The following is a 20,870-nucleotide window of genomic DNA, read 5'->3' as shown; positions in this document are numbered from 1 at the left end:
GCGGGCTGATGTCTTCGCGTGCGGGGAAGCTGAGCGTGGCCGTGGCCCTGCTGTCGGCCGCGGGCTGTGGGGGTGACGCGCCGGGACGTCCGGCGCCGCCGGCCTACGCGTGGAGCCTGCCCGCGGGCTTCCCCGAGCCCTTCGTGCCCGAGGACAACCCCATGTCCGTGGAGAAGGTGGAGCTGGGGCGCCACCTCTTCCACGACGCGCGGCTGTCGGGCAACGGCACCATGTCCTGCGCGAGCTGCCACGAGCAGGCCCGGGCCTTCTCCGACGGCAAGGCCACGCCCACGGGCTCCACGGGCGACCACGTCGCGCGCAACTCGCCGGGCCTGGCCAACGTGGCGTACCTGGGCACGTACACCTGGGCCAACCCGCTCCTGGAGACGCTGGAGTCGCAGGCGCTGGTGCCGCTGTTCAACGAGTTCCCCACCGAGCTGGGGCTGACGCCGAAGCTGGAGGAGGCGCTCGAGCGGCTGCGCGCTGACGCGAAGTACCCGGAGCTGTTCCGCGCGGCGTTCCCGGACGCACCGGAGCCGGTGAGCCAGGGCTCCATCGTGAAGGCGCTCGCGTCCTTCCAGCGCACGCTGCTGTCGGGGAACTCGCCGTATGACCGCTACCTGCAGGGCGACAACGCGGCGCTGTCGCGCTCGGCCCGGCGGGGCATGGAGCTGTTCTTCGGCGAGCGGGCGGAGTGCTACCACTGCCACAGCGGCCGGCACCTCTCGAACTCGTTCCGCGCCAAGGACACCAAGCCCCAGGTGGCGCAGTTCTTCAACACGGGCCTGTACGACTTGGACGGCAAGGGCGCGTACCCGCCCGACAACCCGGGCCTGTTCGAGTTCACCCACGACGCGCTGGACCACGGCCGCTTCCGCGTGCCGCAGCTGCGCAACGTGGAGCTGACGGCGCCGTACATGCACGACGGCAGCATCCCCACGCTGGAGGCCGTCATCGAGCACTACACGTCCGGTGGCCGCAACGTGACGGAGGGGCCGCTGGCGGGTGACGGGCGCAACAACCCGAACAAGGACCCGCTGGTGCGGCCCTTCGAGCTGACCGACGAGGAGAAGCAGGACCTCATCGCCTTCCTGAAGAGCCTCACGGACACCGACTTCACCACCGACCCGCGCTTCTCCAATCCGTGGAAGTAGGGGCCATGTTCAGCGTGGCTCCGGAGGCAGGCCCCACAGGCCCACGGTGCCGTCGTCCTCGCCCCACGCGATGACGGTGCCGTCCGGGCTGAAGGCCGCGTTGGCGGCGTAGAAGTCGTTGTCCACCTCGTGGCGGAACACGCGCGTGCTCGTCCGCGCGTCGAGCACGCTGAAGCCGTACCGGGTGACGGTGAGCAGTCCGCCGTCGGGGCTGAAGGTCGCCTGGCTCGAGCCCGCCACCGGGCCCCGGAGCGTCCCGGCGAGGCCCCCGTCGCTCAGGCGGAAGCGCTGGATGCGCGGGCCGGTCGTCGTGGCGACCAGCTCCGTGCCCGCGGGGTGGAAGGCGACCGAGACGAACTGCTCGTCGGCCTCCACGTGCACGAGGATGGGATTGCCGCTCGCCACGTCCCAGACGACGACGTGGCCGCGCAGGCAGGCGGCGGCCAGCAGCTTCCCGTCCGGCGAGAACGCGAGCCTGGCGACCTCCTGCTGGGGCCCCTGGAGCTGACCGAGCGACGTCCAGGTCCGCGTGTCCCACAACAGCACGCTGCCGGTGAGGTCGTGCATCGCGAGCCGGGTGCCGTCGGGGCTCACCTCCAGCCCGCGCACCTCGTAGTCCGGTACGCGGCTCAGCCGCAGCGGCCGGCCGTCCTCCAGCGAGTACAGCCCGACCTGGAAGCGCGCGTCCGTCACCGCGAGGCCGCCGAGCGAGGGCAGCGCCTGCACCGCCACGCCTTGCGAGACGGTGACCTCACCCAGCTGCCGCTCCTCCCGCCAGCGCCACCAGCGCAGCCGCTCGCCGCCCTTCTGCTCCAGCGCCACCAGCAGCTCTCCGTCGGAGGAGAAGGCGACCTGCTGGAACTCGACGGGGCCGGGCGCGGGCGTGCCCAGCCGGGAGCGCTGAATCCAGCGCGGGCCATTGTCGGAACGGAGGACCTGCGTCATTCGGCGGACTCCCGATACAAGAGACACGAAGGCCCCGGGCCACCCGTGGTGTGTCACGGATGGCCCGGGGATTCATCATCGCACTACGGCAGCAGGTCGAAGTGCGTCTGCTTCATCCAGACCTTCTCCAGCTCGTTGATGGCGTCGGGGTACTTGCTCAGCACCTCGTCGGGGCGCACGTTCATCGTCGCGGCGAACCAGTTGCGGACCTGGAGCATGGCGCCCGCCGAGTCCGTCCACTCGGGCGGACTGAAGACGTCCTCGTCGATGGGATACCCGTCGTCGTCGAACTTCTTGGCGCCCGTCACCTTGGCCACGATGGCATCCCGGTTGATGTTGCCCGCGGGGTCGGCGATCTCCCGTCGGAAATAGGCGGGCCGGGAGGGGGTGGCCGCTTGGATGCGGACGACGGAGCCATCCACGTGGACCCAGTTGCCGGACCCCGCCGGAGCCAGCTCCGTGAAGTTCAATTGCTGCAGCCGCGTCTTGAGCTCCGCCACCGTCTTGCCGGGCATGGTGCCCAGCGCCTTGACCGCCTGGCCATGCGTCAGGGCGTACTGGCGCTTGAGCGCGGGGAGGCTGAGCATGCTCATCTCCTCCAGCTCCCGCAGGCCCTTCTTCTTGAGGAGCTGGGCGAGCTTGCTGACGTGCTCCTCGCCCACGTTGACCATGATGCGTTTGACTTCCTTGCCGGTCAGCCCGCCCACGTGGGGGATGGCCTGGGGCCCCAGCGCCTGCACCATGTGCATGCGGGTGAAGTTGTCGGGGAGGTCGTTCCAGGCCCGGATGAGCGTCTCGCACTCGTTGGCGATGGCCTTGCCCAGGGGCGCCACGGCGTCGGCCACGCCGCGCCAGAACTTGCCGCTGCCGACGATGAGGCCCAGGCCGGAGAACATGCGCTCCCCCACCTCGAGCCGCCTGCCGCCGGGGATGCAGTGCTCCCAGCCGGTGACCACCTCGCACAGGTCGATGAAGTCGCCGACCGGCGTCAGCGCCAGGCCGAAGAACGCCACCTCCTTGATGATGACCTGGGCCTCCTCGCCGATGCCGAACAGCCGCGTGATGATGTTCGGGTCCTCGGCCATCGCGCCGTTCTCCACCGCCTGCCAGCCGCCGCGCAGACCGTCGAGCGTCTCCAGGATGGCGTCCTGCTGCGCGGTGGGCGAAGCGCCCTGCCAGAGGTTGAGGTTGGCCTGCAGCCCGTCCGCCTGGTTGCGGGTGTCCGCGCGTCCGCGCAGGTACTCGATGAGCGCCTTCGTGGACGGGCGCACCGGCGTGTCGAGGAACCAGCCCTCCTCGTCCATGTGCTGCCGCACCGTGTTCAGCACCAGGGTGCGGGCGTTGATGAACGCGCCCACCTCCTCCTGGGACACCGCCGAGCCGCGGCCCTGGATGGCCTTCTCGAAGATGTCCTGGTTCTGGCGCCAGGAGCGGGTGATGCTCATGAAGCCCGAGCGGTTGACCACCGCGCCGTTCTGCCGCGTCGTCTCCAGCTGCTGGAGCACCTGCTGCGCGTAGGCGAGGTACGGGTCGTTGTCCGGGTCGAAGTCGTCGGGCACGTTGAGGTCCGGCAGCTCCACGTCCGGGATGTCCTCGGCGTCCTTGCCCGGCTGGTAGGTGCCGGAGTCGCCCAGGTCCGGGCCGCTCGGCGGCGGCGTGCCCGCGAGCCAGTCATCCAGCCCGCCCAGCTGCCCGCGGAACTCGTCCATGATGCGCGTCAGCTCCGTGCGCAGCGCCTCCAGGTCCTTCTTCAAGTCCCGGAGCAGCTGCTGGAGCGCGCCGCGCACGCGCGGGTCGATGTCGCCGTAGCGCGAGAGGATGTCGTTGAGGTCCGCCTCGGTGATGGAGTCGAGCGGGCGCTTGGACAGCTCGTCGATCTCCGCCTTCAGCTCGGCGAGCCGGTCCAGCTCCGCCTGCGCGGCGGCGAGGTCGCCGCCGAGGCTGAGCAGCTGCGCCTTGCGGTCGTGCAGCGTCTGCTCCAGCCGCTCCAGGTTCGCCGACAGCCCGGGGTTGATCTCCTTCAGGTCGAGCATCACCGAGGACTCGCCCTCGAAGTGGGTGCCCCGGCGCTTGACCATGAAGAGGGGGCGGGCCGACAGGCCGCCCGTCTCCAGCGTGACGAAGTCATCCGCGATGACACACGTCTGCGTGGAGCCGGTGACGGCGGCGCCGAAGTAGAAGTGGTTCGCGCCCCAGCGCAGCAGCGTGGCGTTGAAGCCCGCCGTGAAGATGTTGGAGTCGTCGCCGTTGCCGTAGAGCACGTAGCGGTTCGGCGCGGTGTACGTGGGCAGGGGGACGGCGTTGACGGAGAAGTTCGCCTGGCCCTCCTGCGCCAGCCCGGTCGTGACCTGGCAGCTCCCCTGGCTGCGGAAGGACGTGGACTTCCAGGCGATGGCGTAGTTGCGGTAGGTGGCGTCCGCGTCGTCGGGCGCCAGGGCCGTGCCCGCGAGCAGCAGGGCCAGGGCCCGTGACAGGAATGGTCTCATGGGTGGGGTCCTCACAGGTCCGAGGCGCGCAGCGCGACGTCGTGCGAGAGCACGGCCTGGCGCAGGTTGCCGTTGTTGAGGTGGGTCTCCACGTCCACCAGGAGCGCCTCGGTGACACCGGCGCGGCGCATCTGGGTGACGTTGAGCCGCACCATGTTGGGCAGCGTCGTGTTGAGGTAGTTGCGCGCGCTGGTGAACTGGCGCCGGAGCGCGATGCAGCCCGACTCCATCCAGCCCGTGGCGTTGGGGCCCACGTGCAGGCACAGGGGCTCCAGCTGGAGGATGCTCTCGAAGTCCACGTGCTTGGTGGCGAGGAAGAACAGGTTGAGCGTCTGGCTGCGGGGCGGCAGCTGCCACAGCGCGGTGGTGCGCGCGTTGGCGCTGGCGAGGAACTCCTGGGACGCCTTCAGCGTGGCCGCGTTGGCCATCGTCTGGCGCGTGGCCAGGTCCGCCTGGGCCGCCACGAGCGCCGTCTGACGCGCCGTCAGGCCCTGCAAGAGCTTCTTCACCACCTCCGCGACGCGGGCGTAGCGCGCGTCCGAGTAGCCGGCGATGTTGTTGAGGATGACGCCGGAGCGCTCCGTGAGGTTCACCTGGGGGATGGCGTGCCGGGTGATGAAGTCCGCGTAGTGCGCGAGCCTCGCCTGGTGCAGCGTCTGGAGCTGCGACAGCGCGTTGCCCAGCCGGCGCGACTCCATCCAGAGCTCCTGGGGCCGCTGGCTCTCGGTGCGGGCGAGCGTCACCAGCTCCAACTGCAGGGGGCCCATCTGGGCGATGGTCGAGGTGGAGGCGCGCTGGGCGATGTCCTCGAGCTGCGCGAAGACGGCGGCCTCCGTGCCGCGGTAGGTGACGAAGTCCTCGTAGACGTCGGTGATGGCGGGCGCCAGGGCCTGCACGGCGGAGTGATAGGCGTTGAAGGTGGCCTCGTAGGCGGAGAGCAGCTCGCGCTGCTCGGCCAGGTCCGCCTTGGCGGTGCCCTGCTCGGCGGCCGCGCGCGCCTTGAGCTTCTCACCCAGCTGTCCCCGGCGCTCGGTGATGCGCGTGCGCCGCCGCTTGAGCTCCTCCTCGGACGGGCCGGTCATCTCCGAGGCGAGGTCCGCCATCTTCGACAGGCTCTCCTCGTAGATGGTCATGGAGGCGCCCATCGACAGCCGGAAGTAGGACTGCACGCTCTCCACGTCGGCAATCCACTGGAGCGGCGCGGCGGGGTTGCCCTTCGGGACGAAGACGTAGGGCGATTTGCCGAGGCACTGCTGCCGCAGCTCGGCGTTCTGCTCCTGGTTGCACATGGCCTCCTGCAGGGGGCGGAAGTCGGAGAGGAGGGTGTCGATGCTGGTGCCCAGGGGCTTGCACAGCTTGCGGTCCCTGCCCCAGAAGAACATCTGGACGCAGACGTCGCTGGTCGACAGGGATTGCTCGGTGGGAGCGGCGGGTGTCTGGGGCTCGACGGCGGGCGGCGTGCTCGCGTCGGTGCCGCAGCCGGCGGCCCCCAGGCAAAGCAGCAGCGAACCGAGGACGCGGGTCCTCGCGGGTCTTCTCGACATGGTGTGACTCCGAGGTTCGGAAAATGGGGAGACGGACTAGAGGCAGGCGCCGCCGTTGGCGAAGTCCGGGTAGCACTGGGCGCCGAACATGCGGACCTTCCACAGCAGGTAGCGCATCTCGTGGTCCGCGCGGGCCTTGCCGCTCACCACGAAGCGCACCTCCTGGTTCGGGTACACGACGGCCTGGAGCTCATGCATCTGGCGCAGGTTGGTGATGGCGATGTGGCTGGTCGCCTTGTTCACCCAGACGCCGTTCTCCTGGACCTGGAGGGCGAGCGTGATCTCGCTGGTGGCGGCACCGGGCAGCGGCCACTGGTTGGGGACGAGCAGCTCCACCGAGCCTCGCACCAGGCCCGGGAGGTCCTGCGGGTGGCTGTAGTAGCCCATCGTCTGCGCCATGGGCACGAAGCCGTCCGTGGCGGGCAGCTGCGTCATCAGCCGGCTGTAATAGAAGACCTCCTCCTGGTACCAGCTGTCCCGGCTCGCGTGGAACACGCTGTTGCCGCCGAGCCAGTCCATGGTGGCCTTGCCCGCGCCGTTGCACGGCCAGATGTGTCCACCTCCCTCGACGTAGACGTAGCACCAGCCCGCGGGCAGCATCGACGGCCTGAACAGCGGCAGGTCGATTTCATAGCCATGCACGATGATGGGCGGGGGCGGGTCCTCCTCGCCGCCGCCTCCGCCGCCGCCCGGACACGTCTCGCAGCGCGCCTGCTGCTCGGTGGTGTCGAGCGACGCGCCCGTGTCGTCGGAGACGTCGGTGGGGGAGGGGACGCCGCACGCGGTGGCGCCGAGGAACAGCAGGGTGCACAGGCTCTGGATGAAGGTCTTCATGAGGGTGTTGTCCTGGGAAAAGAGGGGTCAGGGGTTGAGCCAGGGGGCCAGCTGCGCGGTGGCCAGGTCGACCTGGGCCTGGGCGGCGGCGGCCTCCTGTGCGGCGACCAGGTACTGCGCCTGGTACTGCTCCTTGGCGCCGGCCGCGGAGAGCTGGGAGAGCTTCTGGATGACGGGCAGCGCCGCGGGGCCGATGAGCTCCTCGAGCGTCTTGGGCGAGCCGTCCGGGTGGTGGTACTTCGTGGGGTCGCCCAGCGAGCCGAGCACGAAGTAGAAGTTGGTGAGGGTGATGCTCTCCTCGGGGGTGAGCACGCCGCCGCAGCCCATGGCCGCCTGGAAGATGACGGGGCCGGCCTCCAGCGCCTGGACGTGCAGCGCGTGCGCCGTCTCGTTGTTGAGGTCCACGAGGAAGCTGTTGGACAGCGTCTTCATGTAGTCGAAGGCGGCGCTGTACTCGACCAGGCTGGCCAGGTGCTCGCGCTGCGCCACCTTGGTGGCGAGCGTGCTTTGCAGGCCCTGGAGGATGGACTGCGCCTGGGCGGCGGAGTCCACGTCCACCTCGTTCCAGGTGATGTTGAGCGACACGCGGCACGTCTCGTTGAACGCGGCCGCGTTCGTCCACGGCGAGGAGTCCTTCAGCTCCAGCGAGGCGATGAGCTCGCGGTCCAGGTCCCTCAGGACGAGCTCCGGGGTGCCCAGGAAGGTGTAGCGGGTGCCGGCGTTGCCCGGCGGCGTGAGCGTCACCTCCAGCGGGTACTGGGTGGAGCAGTTGCCGGTGAGCACGCGCCGCACGGTGGTGCGCAGCGGCACGGCGCTGGTGAACGGCGTGGCGTTCAGCGTCTGCGTGGGAATGGCGCAGCGGGTGAGCCGGCCGCCGCTGAGCGTGCAGCGCGACGGTGAGATGAGGTCCACGACGGACGTCTCCGCGAGCGCGGGCGCGCTCCAGACGAACGTGGACAGGACTCCAACGGAGAGTGCGGTGGTGAGTTTCATGGCTGTCTTTGCGCGCGCTCCCGCTGACCGGGCGGGTCAGGGAAAAGCCGCGTGGAATGGCCCCCGCCGCTATACGCGCCGATGCGCCCGGGTTGGTCGTGGAGGGGGTCACCGGGAAAGTTCCGGGCGGTGGACAGTCGGGGTGGTGGGTGGCGCACACCGGGCCGTGTCCGCGGGGTGGTGTGAGCGTCCGTCAGCGTCGCTTGGGCGTGGGGCCGGATGGGCTTGCCGGGGCGGGCTTCCTATCTGGGGGAGCAACGCGAAGTCGGGAGTGGTGGCCATGCGCAGAAGTCTGTTGGCGGCGGTGATGGTGCTTCTCTCCGCGCTCGCCCTCACGTCGACCTTCGATGTGTCGGCGGGGAGCGGGGAGGAGGAGCGGGGGGCGTCCCGGGAACAGGTGGCCGCCGCCGTCGCCGAGCCGAGCGCGAAGAGCGAACTGGGGAGCGTGGTCGTCACGTGCCCGGTGGGGGTGAGCCAGGCGTCGTACCTGCCGGGGCTGTCGGAGGGGGCGAAGGACGTGACGGTGGCGGGGGCCACCACGTTGAGCAACTGCGTGACGATTCCGGCGTCCGGGGTGAAGTCCGCGAGCCTGCCGCTCGAGTCGAGCCTGCTGGCGGGCTACTCGTGCGCGGACCTGCTGACGCCCCGGACGGTGCGGCAGGTGGTGCGGTGGAACACGGGGGAGACGTCCACGTTGGTGTTCAGCCAATCGCGGGAGCTGGCGCAGGGGCCGCTGACGGTCTTCACGCTGACGGGCACGGTGGAGTCGGGGGCCTTCCTGGAGTCGATGGCCATCCTGACGGTGACGTACCTGAACGCGGACATCGAGAAGGGCTGTGACTCACCGGGCGGGCTCATCTGGTTGAGCGGACCGGCGACGCTCGAGCTCATCCGCACCGTGACTTGAATCAGGGGGGATGCACATGCGTGGGACGTCGGCGTGCGCGGTGTTGCTGCTCGGGGTGCTGGCCTGTGGAGGGGAGGGGCGTCAGGCGGCGGGGCCGCTGATGGAGGGCACCGGAGGGAGCGGGATGACGCTCGAGCGTCCGTTGGAGAAGGTGCTCATCACCTGTCCGCTCGGGCTGGGCGAGGCGAAGTACGGCACGGGGCTCAAGGGGGAGCCGGGGGACAGCGAGGTGTCGTTCCTGGCGAGCGTGAGCGGGTGCGTGACGGTGCTGGGCTCGGCGGTGACGTCGGCGACGCTGGGCTCGGAGACGCCCAGCCTGGTGCGAGGGCTGTCGTGCGCGGACCTGTCGCGCGCGGGGGCGGGCCGGCAGGTGGTGACGTGGAACACGGCGGAGACGTCCACGGTGTTGATGGGGCAGTCCCACGTGTCCGTGCAGGAGGCGACGACGCTGGTGACGCAGACGGGGAAGGTGCTGTCGGGCAAGTTCCAGGGCGCCACCGCGGTGCGGACCACCACGTACCTGACGGCCGACGTGGAGAAGGGGTGCCGCTCCTCCGAGGGCTTGAAGTACCTGAAGGGGCCGGTGACGTTCAGCGTGACGTATCCGTGAGCGCGGGCTGATGCGCTCCTGGCCACGTCGGGCTTGAGCTGCGCCTTCCTGGCGCGCGGCCAGGGACCGGGCCCGCGTCGCGTGTGAGGCGCGTCAGCGTGCGGGCGGGTACTTCTGCGGCTTGTGCTGGAGGGCCGAGCTCGCGTCGCGTGTGAGGCGCGTCAGCGTGCGGGCGGGTACTTCTGGAGCTTGCGCTGGAGCGAGCGGCGGTGGATGCCGAGCTTGCGCGAGGCCTCGGAGATGTTGCCCGCGCAGTCCGCGAGCACGCGGTGGATGTGCTCCCACTCCGCTCGCGCGAGTGACGGTGCCTCGAAGGTTTCGGGCGCGGCGAGCGAGGGCTCACCGCTCGCGCGTGCGAAGGCGGCGAGGATGTCGTCCACGTCCGCGGGCTTGGGCAGGTAGTTCACCGCGCCCAGGCGGATGGCGTCCACCGTGGTGGCGATGCTCCCGTAGCCCGTGAGCACGATGGCCTTCGTGGACGCGTCCACGGCGAGCAGGTCCTTCACCACCTCCAGCCCGCTGCGTCCCGGCATGCGCAGGTCCACGACCGCGTATTCGGGGGACTCGCGCTTCGCCGCGGCCAGCGCCTCGTCGTAGTCGCCCGCCGTCGTCACCTCCCAGCCGCGCTCACGAAACGCCCGCGCGAGCCGCTCGCGCAGCGTCGCGTCGTCGTCCACGAGCAGGAGGCTCGGGTGGTGGCCATCACCCACCGTGGTGCTCATGACGCCGCCTCCGTGACGACGGGCGCACCGAGCGGAAGCGCCAGGCTCGCCACCGTGCCTTGCCCCGGCGTGGAGCGCAGCTCCAGCGAACCTCCGAGCTGCTCCGCCAGCGTGCGCGCCAGGAACAACCCCAGGCCCATGCCCTCGCCCGGCGCCTTCGTGGTGAAGAACGGCTCCCCCGCGCGCGCCAACACATCCGCGGGCATCCCCGCGCCACCGTCGCGCACCTCCAGCCTCGCGCCGCCCTGGCCCTCCACCACCCGCAGCTCCACCGCCTTCGTCGGAGGCGACGCCTGGAGCGCGTTCTTCACCAACCCGCGCACCACCCGCGCCAGCGCGCGCGGCGGCCCCTGCACCCACCGCCCGCTCAGCTCCGTCGGCAGCTCCACCTTCACCCGCTCCACGCCCGACAGCTCCGCCAGCGAGTCCTCCACCAGCCTGCCCAGCGCCATCGAATGGAAGGCCTCGCCCGTCGTCTGTCCCGCGTCCGCGGACATCTGCACCAGCACGTCGCGGCAGCGGTCCACCTGCTGCCGGATGAGCCTCAGGTCCTCGCGCACCGCCTCGGATGTCCCCGCCGACGCCAGCGCCCGCTCCACTTCCTTCGACACCACCGCGATGGTCGACAACGGCGTCGACAGCTCGTGCGCCGCGCCCGCCGCCAGCGTCGCCAGCGAGGCCACCTTCTCCCGCCGCGCATGCTGCACGCGCGCCTGCGCCAGCTCCTCCTCGCGCTCCTCCAGCGCCCGCGTCACCCGCTGCACGAAGTACACGATGAAGCCCGCCGCCACCGCGAACGCCACCCACATGCCGCTCAGGTGCAGCCGCATCAGCGCCGCGTGGTCCGGACGCGACAGCCCCGGCACCAGCTCCACGTCCTGCAACACGAACAGCGAGCCGAACGCCGTCAACGTGAAGCCCAACAACCCCCACATCCACCGCGCCGGCAGCAGCACCGTGCCCAGCGCCACGTTCACCAGGTACAGCGTCGTGAAGGGGTTGTGCGTCCCACCACTGAGCGCCAGCAGGCCCGTGAGCACCAGCGTGTCCCACAGCATCAGCTTGCCGATGGTGGCCTCGCTCACCCGGGCCCGGCCGAGCCACGCGCGCACCGCCACGTTCGTCGCGGCCTCCAACCCCAACAGCCCCGCGAGCACCGGCACCGGCAGCGCCAGCTCCAGCCCGTACGCCGCCAGCGCGATGACCAGCGCCTGCCCGAGCAGCAGGCCCCAGCGCAGCCGCAAGAGCCACTCCAGGTTGATGCGGGCGCGAGAGGCGGGCTCGTTGGCGACAGGAGGCGTCATGGCACGACAGGAGGTTGCAGCGAGGCGGACCGGGCCACGTTGCCCAGCATGTCCACGTTGCGCGGCGACTCGCCGGGGCCCACGCCATCCAGCCACGAATCCCACGCCAGTGTGAAGACCCGCTCCGCCCTCGGCGAGGCCTCCGACAGCTCCACCCCATCCAACACCACGTCCACCGACGAGCGCCCGCGCGTCTCGAACTCGAAGTCGCGCGCCTCACCGTCCTCGAGCGTCCCGCGGACATGCAGGCTCAACCCCAGCATGTCCACCGGCCGCGCGCCCTGGAGCGCCGCGCCCAGGCCCTCCGCGTCCGAGTCCGCCGGCTCGAAGGTCAGCCGCGCCCGGCAGTAGCGCCCCGGCGGAGGATGCAGCACCCCGAGCGCCACCACCGCGCCGTCCGACTCACCCAGGGACACCACGTGCGGCGTGCCCAGCCGCAGCGCGTTCGTCGTCGAGTGCGCCCACGCCGTGCCCACCGGCGACAGCGCCCGCAGCCATTGACGCAGGCCCGTCTCCTCGCACCTGAACAGCTCCACGCTGCCCAGCGTGACGAGTGCCCTGGCGAGTGTGGCGCGAGCTCCCTCGTCCGTGACGAGCGTGCGAGCCCCCGCCGCCTCCGGGACGCTCCGCGCGCGGCCCGTGGTGAGCCCCAGGCTCAACTGCATCCCCTCGATGCGCTCCCCGCCACCACAGCCGGTGAGACACACGAGCAGCACGAACGGCTTCACGACAGAGGCCATGGCGTCAGAGGTCGTACGCGACGGACAGCATCGCGATGGGAGTGGGCGCCACGCGACCGCGGAGCCGGTTGAAGAAGGGGACCCGCACACCCGCGGCCACCACCAGGTCCATCCGAGGACTGAAGAGGATGTCGGGAGACGCATAACCGATGACGCCCCCGCCGTTCTCCTCCTTCTCTCCATCGATGTCCGCCGCCGCCTCGATGCGCCCGTCGAGCCCCAGCCGCAGGGCCCACCGCTCCGCCGGCTGGTACTGCGCCGCCATCGTCGTGCGCACCGACGCGCCCGCCCGGTAGCCCAGGATGCCGCGCGTGGGGAGGAAGCCCGTGGCGCTCACCAGGAACGACCAGCTCCCCCGGAAGTGCTGGTACGCGAGCCCCGCCAGCGGGTCCACCGAGCCGCTGCCCAGCTGTGTGTCCAGGTCCATCAGCGTCCCGTCCTCCAGCCGCAGCTTCGGCGCGGTGGGCAGCTTCACGCCGACGAGCACGCTGAAGAGGTGGTCCGCCGAGAACGCGCGGTCCTGGTACAGGAACGCCTTCGCCGTCAGCTCCACGTCGCCCACGCCCCAGCCCCGCTCGCGCGCCAGGCTCACCGAGCGCACCTCGCGCGCCTGCAGGGGCAGCGTCGCCGACAGGAACAGCCACGGCAGGGGGGCGTACGCCACCGCCACGTCCATGCGCGCCTCGCGCAGCCGCAGCGCGTCCACGTTGTCCTGTCCCACCGTGTGCCCCCAGCCCCGCAGGGTGGAGGAGAAGCGCAGCCGGCCCGAGAACGGCTGCTCGGTGCCCATGGACATGAGCGTGGGGTCGCCACACGCACAGGTGGCACACGCCCAGGCGGACGACACGGGCGCGAGGGCCAGCACCGCGCCCAGCAGGGAGGACAGGAGGGAGAGTGGGGCTTTCACGACGAGGAGCACCCTACGCCCCCGGCCCGCCCCCCGCGTGTGGCGTGTTGTCGCAGCTGTCCGGGACACAAGGCGGCGGCCCCCAGGGCCCGAAGGAGGGCAGGCAGGAGGCCGGGCGCCGGCTGCCCCGCGGGAAGTCATGGGCAGGTTGAGAATGACTTCCACGCCCCGGCGTTGGTGGGACACAGGAGGCCATCCATGGGAGTGCTCGTGCCGCTTGCTCGATTGCTGTTCTCAGCCATCTTCATCACCAGCGGCTTGAACCACTTCATCCAGCTCGACGCGCTGACGACCGTGGCCCAGAACGCGGGCGTGCCCGAGCCCCGCTGGGCGGTGCTGGTGTCCGGCGCGGCGCTGGTGCTCGGGGGGCTGTCGGTGCTGCTCGGTGTGCTCGCGCGCCTGGGGGCCGCGGCCATCGCCATCTTCCTGGTGACGGCCGCCTTCATGGTCCACCGCTTCTGGCTCGTCGCGGACCCGGTGCAGGCGCAGGATCAGCTCATCCACTTCATGAAGAACCTCTCCATGGCGGGAGGCGCGCTCTTCATCGTCTACTTCGGCTCGGGCCCCTTCAGCCTCCGGCGCGGAGGACGACAGGAGAGCGGCCTGGGCGGTGGACGGCTGGGCTCCCCGTTGAGGCACTGAGCGCGCGAAGGCTCTCGGGCCCGCGCGCGCTCAAGAGACCCGCTCAGCTGGCCACGGCCACGTGCGCCTGGGCGCGCAGGGTGAAGAACGCGACCTCCGGCTCGCTGCCCCGGCGCAGGTACGGCCCGCCGAAGCCGAAGCCCAGGCCCCGGTTCACGTACAGCTGGTTGCCATTCACGTGGTAGTGGCCGCGGATGTAGGGCTGCCCCGCGCGGCGGAAGATGGCCTCCGTCAGCCCCTGCACGATGAACTGGCCGCCGTGCGTGTGCCCGGAGAACTGCACCAGGCCCGCGTGCGCCGGCAGCTTGTCCACCGTGGGCGGCGTGTGGGCCAGCACCAGCCGCGTGCCGGACTCCGGCGCGCCCCGGAACGTGGCCTCCACGTCGTCGCGGCCCGTGCGCCCGTCGTCCACGCCCAGCACCGTCACCGGGGCGCCCTTCACGTGCACCACGCGGTGCTCGTTCTGCAGGACGGTGTAGCCCAGCCGCTCGAAGCTCTCGCGCAGGTAGGGCGCGTTCACCTGGTGGTCATGGTTGCCCAGCACCACGAAGACCTGGCCCTTGAGGCCGCTGAGCACGTCGCGCACGCGGGGCAGGGGCTTGGGGCTGTGGGTGACGTAGTCGCCGGTGAGGAAGACCAGGTCCGGGGCCTCCGCGTTGACGGCCTCCACCGCGCGGCGGATGCGCACGTCGCTGGTGGCCTGACCCACGTGCACGTCGGACAGCTGCGCCACGCGCAGGCCGTCATGGTGGCCCGTCAGGTGCGGCAGGTGGAGCAGGTTCTCCGTGAGGGAGAAGTGGTCCCTCCAGCGCAGGCGTCGCTCGGGACGCAGTGGGTCCGCGCCGCTCCAGGCCACCACCTCGTTGCGTCCTCCGGCGACGGGCTCCAGGGGGGACTCACTGGACGGGGAGGCGGGGCGACGGCGGGCCAGACGTCTCAAGCGCATGCGGTGCGGTTCCTTTCCGGGCCGGGGAGGGACGGCGATTCTACGAAGCCAGGGGAGGTGGGTTGAAGCAGGTGTCCCGCGCACGCCTGCCCTCCTGTCGGCCGGCTCACGGGGTGAGGGAAAAACCCCAAGGATTCGAGGAAGATTCCGGACGAGCGTGGGAGCTTTCTTCCACCATTGGACACACGGCCAGGGGGCGAGCGGTGACGGCGTCCAGCGACGTTGGTACACAGCCGAGGACGATGAGCCCCCGGCTTGGAGTGGCCCCTGATCTCGGCCCGGATGTGACGATGCCAGCCGGTGAGAGACCGCGGAATGCATCGCTCGGTCCGGGCGCCGTCTGCCTCGCGGACCTGATGTCCACCATGCCCGTGGGCATGGCGGTGGTGGACCGGGAGCTGCGCTTCGTGGAGGTCAGCGAGACGCTCGCGGCCCTCAACGGCCGGCCGCGCGAGGCCCACCTCGGGCGCCACATGGACGAGGTGATGAACCCCCACTCCTCGCTCGGCGACACCTCGCGCCGCGTGCGCGGCGTGCTGGAGACGGGCGAGCCGCTGGACGGCGTCGAAATCATCCACCGCGAGCCGGGCGGCGGCGTGGAGCGCACGCGCGTCTTCCGCGCCAGCTACCACCCGGTGCGCCGCGACGGCGTGGTCATCGCCGCGTGCCTCTACGTGGAGGACCTCACCGAGCGCCGCCGCGTGGAGGCCCAGCGTGACGCGGGCGCGGCCCGGGAGCGCGCCGTGCGCGAGCAGGCCCTGCGCGAGACGCAGGAGGCGGTGCGCGCCCGCGACGAGTTCCTCAGCGTGGCCGCCCACGAGCTCAGGACGCCCCTGACCAGCATGCGGTTGCACCTGCAGCTCCTGCTGCGTCAGGTGGCGGGCGCGCAGCCCGCGCTGGGCCAGGAGCTGGCGCCCCGGGGCCAGGTGCTGGAGCGGCAGCTGTCGCGGCTGGGCAGCCTGGTGAACACGCTGCTGGACGTGTCGCGCGTGGCGGCGGGCAAGCTGAGCCTGGAGCCGCGCGAGCTGGACCTGGTGCAGGTGGTGCGGCAGATGGTGGACGCCTTCTCGGAGGAGTTCGCCCGCGCCGGCTGCGAATTGTCCGTGCACGTCTCCGGCACGCTGCCCGGGCAGTGGGATCCGCTGCGCGTGGAGCAGGTGCTGGTGAACCTGCTCTCCAACGCGGCCAAGTACGGCGCGGGCCGCCCGGTGGAGGTGTCGCTGGTGGGCGAGGGCACGATGGCGGTGCTGGCCGTGAAGGACCACGGCATCGGCATCTCCGAGGACGGCATGGCGCGGCTGTTCGGCAAGTTCGAGCGCGCCGTCTCCGAGCGCCACTACGGCGGCCTGGGCCTGGGGCTCTACATCACCCGCCAAATCGTGGAGGCCATGGGCGGCAGCATCACCGTGCGCTCCGCGCAGGGTCAGGGCTCCACCTTCATCCTGCGGCTGCCCACCCAGCCCCGCGCGGCCACCGCGCAGGGCGCCTCGGCGAGCCGGGCCCGCTGACTTGCGCGAAAGCGCCAGCGGGCGCCCCCGGAGTGTCCGGAAGGCGCCCGCCGTCACGGCCTCACGCTCCAGCGCGTCTTCAGTGCCCGCGCAGCACGTACACCTTGCCGTCGACCAGGACGTACAGCGCGCTGGGCGTCACGCGCGGGTCGTAGACCAGCTGCTGCACCTTGGAGCCGCCCACGCCCGGGACCTTCTCCAGCTGCTTCTGCGGCGTCAGGCGCCACAGGCCGCGTCCCTCGGTGCCCACGAAGAGCGAGCCGTCGTCGGTGGCCGCCAGCGCGGTGTAGCGGTCCGTGCCCGCGCCGTCGATGCGGACGTAGTCGGTGTCCGCGCTCTTGGTCGGGTCGTGCCGCGTGGGCTCGGCCTTGAACTGCCACAGGCCGCTGCCGAGCCCGGCCACGTAGTACAGGCCGTCCGTCGTCTGCTGGAAGCCGCGCCAGCGGTTCTGCGGGGCGACCTCCCAGCGCCTGTCCTCGGGGCCCGGGTTGACGGGGTCCACGAAGGTGTTGAGCCGGTAGATGGACAGCTCCGTGCCCTCGGGGATGCCCGCCTCGTGCTTCTCCCGGTCCCACCACTTGAGCTCCTTGTTGGGCGGGAGGATTCCAATCTTCCAGTCGTTGGCGATGAGCAGCTCGCCGGCCTGCGAGTAGCCCAGGCCGTAGGTGAAGCCCGCGCGCTGCGACTCCTTGACGACCTCCTGGTTCGGGTCCGTCGGGTGCGGCGTCCGGGTGAGCAGCCACCAGGCCGGGTGGCGGTGGCTGCTGTACTCGAGGTCGCGGATGCGCGTCACGCCGTGGTTGGTGCCGATATAGACCTCACCCTCGTACGGGCCCTTCATGACCCGCATGCAGGACAGGACGGAGCGGTCCTCGTCGTAGTGGAAGTCGTTGCTGTTGCGGATGCCGATGGCCTCGTTGCGGCTGGGACGGCTGGTGCCCACCGAGCGGTACAGGTGCTCGCGCAGCACGATGTCCGTGCCGTCGCCGTTGAGCTGCACCAGGTCCATGTCGCCCTTCTGGAACTCGAAGTAGCGCGCCTCGTCGAAGTCGGCCTCGCCCCGGCCGGCGATGCGCTGGCCTCCCGGCACGTTGTCGTACGTGAGGTAGCCCACGTACGCCTCGCCCGCCTTGCCGCCGCAGATGACGGTGGAGCCGGTGGCCAGCTGGTGCGGCTCCGAGCCGAAGCCCAGGCTGGCCTGGCCGACGGGCTGGCTCGTCCACACGAGCTTCTGCGTGTCCGCGCGCAGCACGCCGATGCGGTCCCCATCCAGCACCCAGATGTTGTGCGCGCCGTCCACGCCCACCGAGGCGACCTTGGGGATGCCGTACTTCGACGAGTAGTCCGTCAGCGCGTCCGTGGGCCACGGGCCCTCGGGCGTGGTGGGCACGCCGCCGTCCGGCACGGGGTCCGTGCCGCCATCGCCGCTGCCCGCGTCGGGCACCGGGTCCGTGCCGCCATCGCCGCTGCCCGCGTCGGGCACCGGGTCCGTGCCTCCATCCCCCGCGTCCGGAGTGCCCGCGTCATCCGGAGGAGCCTGGACGTCGCCATCCGTCGGCCCCTTGCCGGTGCCGTCCGAGCTGTCGCAGGCCACCGCCGTCATCATCACCGCCACACCGACACACGCGCCCAACAGTCGTCGAATCACCGCTTCCTCCCGTCCCCGGTGTGGAGCAAGCGGCGTACCGGCCCTTGCGCACATGCACCGTCATGGAAAGAGGGAAGCGGGCTTCCCACCGTGGGCACCCGGGCGGCGTGACGTGGCACTGGAAATGACCAGGCCCGCCCCCGGAAGGGAGCGGGCCCGTGAGACTGTCATTCGGGCGACGGCGCCCGGACTCAGTGCACGGCGTCGTCGACGTCCTGCTTCACGTCCTCGCCGGCCTCCTCCACCTTGTCGCCGGCCTTCTTGGCGTCCTTCTTCATGGTGTCCACGGCGCCGGAGCCGCCCGTGCCCTTGGGGCTGGTGGCGCGCAGCTCCACGGCGACGGCGTTGTCACCGTCCAGCTGGAAGCGCGCGCGCACCTCGGAGCCCTCCGGAATCTGGTCGGCCCGCACCTTCTTGCCGTCCAGCATCACCACCGTCTGGGCCTTCACGTCCAACTCGGCGTCGGGCAAATCCTTGCGCGTCAGGTTCACGCTGTCGTCGTCGGCCTTCTTCAAGGTGCCCTTGAGGCTCAGCGAGTGCTCCTTCTTGAAGAGGTTGTCCTGTGCTTGCGCGTTGGAGGCCTCGCGGGTGGCGCCGCTGATGCCGCGGCCCACGTCGGTGGCGTTCACGCCCGTGTCCACGCGCGTGCTCGGGCCGGGAATCTGCGTCTGCGACGGCGCCGGTGCGCTCTGCGCGAAGGCGGCGGTTCCCAGACACACGGCGAACGTGGCGATGAGCTTCTTCATATGAGCGTCCCTCTCCCTTGGGTCCGTTGGATGACTTCTGGGAGCAAGGGTGGGGAGGCTGCCTCCCTCCGCCAACCCGCCCTGCACGGCCCCAGGGGCGGCCCGTCCGCAGGGCAGCCGGGCGAAGCAGGGGCGACTTCAGTCGCCCTGGCTCAGCCGCTTCACCGTGGACAACAGCTCGTGCAGGTCCAGGGGCTTGCGCAGACAGCCGGCCACGTCCAGCTCGCGGGCGGCGGACTCCAAATGCAGGTCCGCGCTGGCCACGACGACGGGGATGTCCGCCAGCGCCGTGTCATGGCGCAAGGCCTCGCGGAAGGCGAAGCCGTCCATGCGCGGCATCATCAGGTCCAGCAGGATGAGGTGCGGCGGCGTGTCCTGCTGGCGCAGCTGCGCGAGCGCCTCCAGCCCGTCCGCGGCCAGCAGCACCGCGTAGCCCTCCAGCTCGAAGGCGTCCTGCAGCGCGTCCCGGATGTCCAGGTCGTCGTCCACGACGAGCAGTGTCTGAAGCGCTTGCACCGGTCTCCCCACCCTGGTCGGGGCCGACTCGCTCCCACACCACCTCAACCATGGGGCCGCGGGTGTCAGGACGGAAGCTTCCGGCGGCCGGGCGGGGTGAATCACGGTTCACCAGCCGACGCCTGCCCCCCCCACCGCCCGCCCGGAGTGCGGGATTTGCAATGGAGTTGCTTTAATCGAGATACACGGAAGCAGTTTTTATATCGGTTTGCTCGTATTCCTGGATGCCGTGAAGATGGCGGCGGCGGCCCGCCTCCCAGGCGGGCGCTCATTTCCAGGGAGCAGTCCTCATGCGAACCATGTCTCGAGTTGCGGGCAGGAAGCTGTTGGGAACGATGCTGTGCGCGCTGACGATTTCGGCCTGCGGTCCGGCGCCGGAGCAGCAGGGCGAGCCGCAGCCGGAGCAGCCGCAGACGGACACCACGCAGCAGCCGGTGGTGTACGGCACCGACGACCGCCAGGACGTGTACGCGCACCCGGACGCGACGCTGCGCCAGCGCGCCGAGCAGTCCACCGTGGCGCTGATGACGACGTCCGACTACACGGTGGGGAGCAACGGCAACGTGACGTTCAACGCGTCCACGCTGCAGTCGGCGTACAACCTGTGCTCCAACCAGCGCTTCCTCACCGACCTGACGCCGGCGTTCTGCTCCGGCACGCTCATCGATGACGACCTGGTGCTGACGGCCGGACACTGCATCACCAGCGCCTCGGCCTGCACCAGCACGCGCGTGGTGTTCAACTTCTACAAGACGGCGGCGACCACGCTCAAGCAGGTGACGAGCGCGGACATCTTCTCCTGCCAGTCCATCGTGGTGCGCCAGCAGACCAGCGGCACGCCCAACCTGGACTACGCCATCATCAAGCTGGACCGCGCCGCCACGCCGCGCTTCGTGCCCGCGCCCATCCGCGCCGGCAACGCCGCGCTGCCGGTGGGCACGGGCGTGACGGTCATCGGCTCGGGCAGCGGCATCCCGTTCAAGATTGATTCGGGCGGCAAGGTGCGCGACGCGCGCGCGGGCTCGCTGGACTACTTCATCGCGACCACGGACACCTTCGGTGGCAACTCCGGCTCGGGTGTGTACGAGAACACCGGCTACACGGTGGCGGGCATCCTGGTGCGCGGCGAGACGGACTACGTGTCGAGCGGCAGCTGCCGCATCGTCAACACGTGCACGGAGACGGGCTGCAGCGGCGAGGACATCACCTACGTGCGTCCCGCGGTGAACGCGTACTGCGCGGTGGCCGGCAGCCTGCGGCTGTGCGGCACCACCCAGCCCCCGCCGTCCACCACCTTCACCTTCACCGCGTCCAACACCAACAACGCGCAGCAGAACACCACCAACCGCGCGGTGACGCTGGCGGCGGGCCAGACGATTCGCGTGGGCACCTGCTCGGTGAGCGGCGCCTCCGGCACGGGTGACACCTACCTGCGGCTGAGCAACGCGGCGGGCACGTCGGTGGCGAGCAACGACGACTCCTGCGGCACGCTGTCGTTCTTCTCGTACACGGCCACCACGGCGGGCACGTACACCATCCGCGCGGGCTGCTACTCCAGCAACAGCTGCAGCGGCACGGTGGCGTACACCATCCAGTAGTCCGCCGTCTCAGGGGCACGGGGCCAGCAAGCGCCCGTGCCGCGTGTCACACGCTCGGGCCGTCCCTCTTGCAGGAGTCGGGAGGGCCCGGGCGTTCGTGTTTCATCCCGGCCAGCGCGC

19 protein-coding genes are annotated in these 20,870 nt (G+C 70.8%); 6 read left to right on the top strand and 13 right to left on the bottom strand.

The window, feature by feature from the left end; all coding sequences use genetic code 11:
• The first annotated feature begins 8 nt into the window (after positions 1 to 8).
• Complete coding sequence (locus K8640_RS40300; protein ID WP_223751928.1) at positions 9 to 1,154, top strand: methanobactin export MATE transporter MbnM; 1,146 nt, start codon at positions 9 to 11, stop codon at positions 1,152 to 1,154.
• A gap of 9 nt (positions 1,155 to 1,163) precedes the next feature.
• On the opposite strand, the gene K8640_RS40295 is transcribed toward K8640_RS40300, so the two are convergent.
• The 5 genes from K8640_RS40295 to K8640_RS40275 form a co-directional block, all read right to left on the bottom strand.
• The gene (locus K8640_RS40295; RefSeq protein WP_223751927.1) at positions 1,164 to 2,099 is read right to left on the bottom strand and encodes a WD40 repeat domain-containing protein; all 936 of its coding nucleotides are present in this window, start codon (positions 2,097 to 2,099) and stop codon (positions 1,164 to 1,166) included.
• A gap of 83 nt (positions 2,100 to 2,182) precedes the next feature.
• Complete coding sequence (locus tag K8640_RS40290; protein ID WP_223751926.1) at positions 2,183 to 4,585, bottom strand: hypothetical protein; 2,403 nt, start codon at positions 4,583 to 4,585, stop codon at positions 2,183 to 2,185.
• Between the two features lie 11 nt (positions 4,586 to 4,596).
• Complete coding sequence (locus K8640_RS40285) at positions 4,597 to 6,129, bottom strand: hypothetical protein (protein ID WP_223751925.1); 1,533 nt, start codon at positions 6,127 to 6,129, stop codon at positions 4,597 to 4,599.
• A gap of 36 nt (positions 6,130 to 6,165) precedes the next feature.
• Positions 6,166 to 6,963 carry a hypothetical protein gene (locus K8640_RS40280; protein ID WP_223751924.1) on the bottom strand — a complete coding sequence of 266 codons (798 nt, stop codon included), beginning with the start codon at positions 6,961 to 6,963 and terminating at the stop codon, positions 6,166 to 6,168.
• Positions 6,964 to 6,990: 27 nt separating this feature from the next.
• Positions 6,991 to 7,956, bottom strand: a complete 966-nt coding sequence (locus tag K8640_RS40275) for a hypothetical protein (RefSeq protein WP_223751923.1) — start codon at positions 7,954 to 7,956, stop codon at positions 6,991 to 6,993.
• A 280-nt stretch (positions 7,957 to 8,236) separates the two neighbouring features.
• Here K8640_RS40275 and K8640_RS40270 point away from each other — a divergent pair, with 280 nt between their 5' ends.
• Together K8640_RS40270 and K8640_RS40265 are read left to right on the top strand one after the other, a co-directional pair.
• On the top strand, positions 8,237 to 8,863 hold the full coding sequence (locus K8640_RS40270; protein WP_223751922.1) for a hypothetical protein: 627 nt from the start codon (positions 8,237 to 8,239) through the stop codon (positions 8,861 to 8,863).
• 16 nt (positions 8,864 to 8,879) lie between these two features.
• Complete coding sequence (locus tag K8640_RS40265) at positions 8,880 to 9,473, top strand: hypothetical protein (RefSeq protein ID WP_223751921.1); 594 nt, start codon at positions 8,880 to 8,882, stop codon at positions 9,471 to 9,473.
• 161 nt (positions 9,474 to 9,634) lie between these two features.
• Here the strand turns inward: K8640_RS40265 and K8640_RS40260 are convergent, their stop codons facing one another.
• Genes K8640_RS40260 through K8640_RS40245 form a run of 4 tightly spaced genes read right to left on the bottom strand, consistent with a single transcriptional unit; the run spans position 9,635 to position 13,146 of the window.
• Positions 9,635 to 10,195, bottom strand: coding sequence for a response regulator transcription factor (locus tag K8640_RS40260; protein WP_223751920.1), 561 nt, complete (start codon positions 10,193 to 10,195; stop codon positions 9,635 to 9,637).
• Complete coding sequence (locus K8640_RS40255) at positions 10,192 to 11,499, bottom strand: ATP-binding protein (protein WP_223751919.1); 1,308 nt, start codon at positions 11,497 to 11,499, stop codon at positions 10,192 to 10,194. The genes K8640_RS40260 and K8640_RS40255 overlap by 4 nt, the downstream gene beginning before the upstream one ends.
• Complete coding sequence (locus K8640_RS40250) at positions 11,496 to 12,239, bottom strand: hypothetical protein (protein ID WP_223751918.1); 744 nt, start codon at positions 12,237 to 12,239, stop codon at positions 11,496 to 11,498. Before K8640_RS40250 ends, K8640_RS40255 begins: the two co-directional genes overlap by 4 nt.
• A gap of 4 nt (positions 12,240 to 12,243) precedes the next feature.
• Positions 12,244 to 13,146 carry a transporter gene (locus K8640_RS40245; protein WP_223751917.1) on the bottom strand — a complete coding sequence of 301 codons (903 nt, stop codon included), beginning with the start codon at positions 13,144 to 13,146 and terminating at the stop codon, positions 12,244 to 12,246.
• 198 nt (positions 13,147 to 13,344) lie between these two features.
• On the opposite strand from K8640_RS40245, the gene K8640_RS40240 reads away from it, so the two are divergent.
• Positions 13,345 to 13,788 (top strand): DoxX family protein, encoded by a 444-nt coding sequence (locus K8640_RS40240; protein WP_046716769.1) that lies wholly within the window; start codon positions 13,345 to 13,347, stop codon positions 13,786 to 13,788.
• 43 nt (positions 13,789 to 13,831) lie between these two features.
• On the opposite strand, the gene K8640_RS40235 is transcribed toward K8640_RS40240, so the two are convergent.
• Entirely contained in the window at positions 13,832 to 14,734 is a 903-nt protein-coding gene (locus K8640_RS40235) for a metallophosphoesterase (protein ID WP_223751916.1), read from the bottom strand.
• A 356-nt stretch (positions 14,735 to 15,090) separates the two neighbouring features.
• Here K8640_RS40235 and K8640_RS40230 point away from each other — a divergent pair, with 356 nt between their 5' ends.
• The gene (locus tag K8640_RS40230) at positions 15,091 to 16,242 is read left to right on the top strand and encodes a PAS domain-containing sensor histidine kinase (RefSeq protein ID WP_255653859.1); all 1,152 of its coding nucleotides are present in this window, start codon (positions 15,091 to 15,093) and stop codon (positions 16,240 to 16,242) included.
• Between the two features lie 79 nt (positions 16,243 to 16,321).
• Here the strand turns inward: K8640_RS40230 and K8640_RS40225 are convergent, their stop codons facing one another.
• From K8640_RS40225 to K8640_RS40215, 3 genes are all read right to left on the bottom strand, one after another.
• Complete coding sequence (locus K8640_RS40225; protein ID WP_223751914.1) at positions 16,322 to 17,890, bottom strand: hypothetical protein; 1,569 nt, start codon at positions 17,888 to 17,890, stop codon at positions 16,322 to 16,324.
• 191 nt (positions 17,891 to 18,081) lie between these two features.
• Positions 18,082 to 18,636, bottom strand: coding sequence for a hypothetical protein (locus K8640_RS40220; RefSeq protein ID WP_223751913.1), 555 nt, complete (start codon positions 18,634 to 18,636; stop codon positions 18,082 to 18,084).
• Between the two features lie 138 nt (positions 18,637 to 18,774).
• On the bottom strand, positions 18,775 to 19,152 hold the full coding sequence (locus K8640_RS40215) for a response regulator (protein WP_046716766.1): 378 nt from the start codon (positions 19,150 to 19,152) through the stop codon (positions 18,775 to 18,777).
• 290 nt (positions 19,153 to 19,442) lie between these two features.
• Here K8640_RS40215 and K8640_RS40210 point away from each other — a divergent pair, with 290 nt between their 5' ends.
• Positions 19,443 to 20,750, top strand: a complete 1,308-nt coding sequence (locus K8640_RS40210; RefSeq protein WP_223751912.1) for a serine protease — start codon at positions 19,443 to 19,445, stop codon at positions 20,748 to 20,750.
• The last annotated feature ends 120 nt before the right edge of the window (positions 20,751 to 20,870 follow it).

The organism is Myxococcus sp. XM-1-1-1 (genome assembly GCF_020037095.1).
Lineage (GTDB): Bacteria > Myxococcota > Myxococcia > Myxococcales > Myxococcaceae > Myxococcus > Myxococcus fulvus.
The sequence above is the reverse complement of the archived record's forward strand: the minus strand, read 5'-3'. Positions and strand labels throughout refer to the sequence as shown.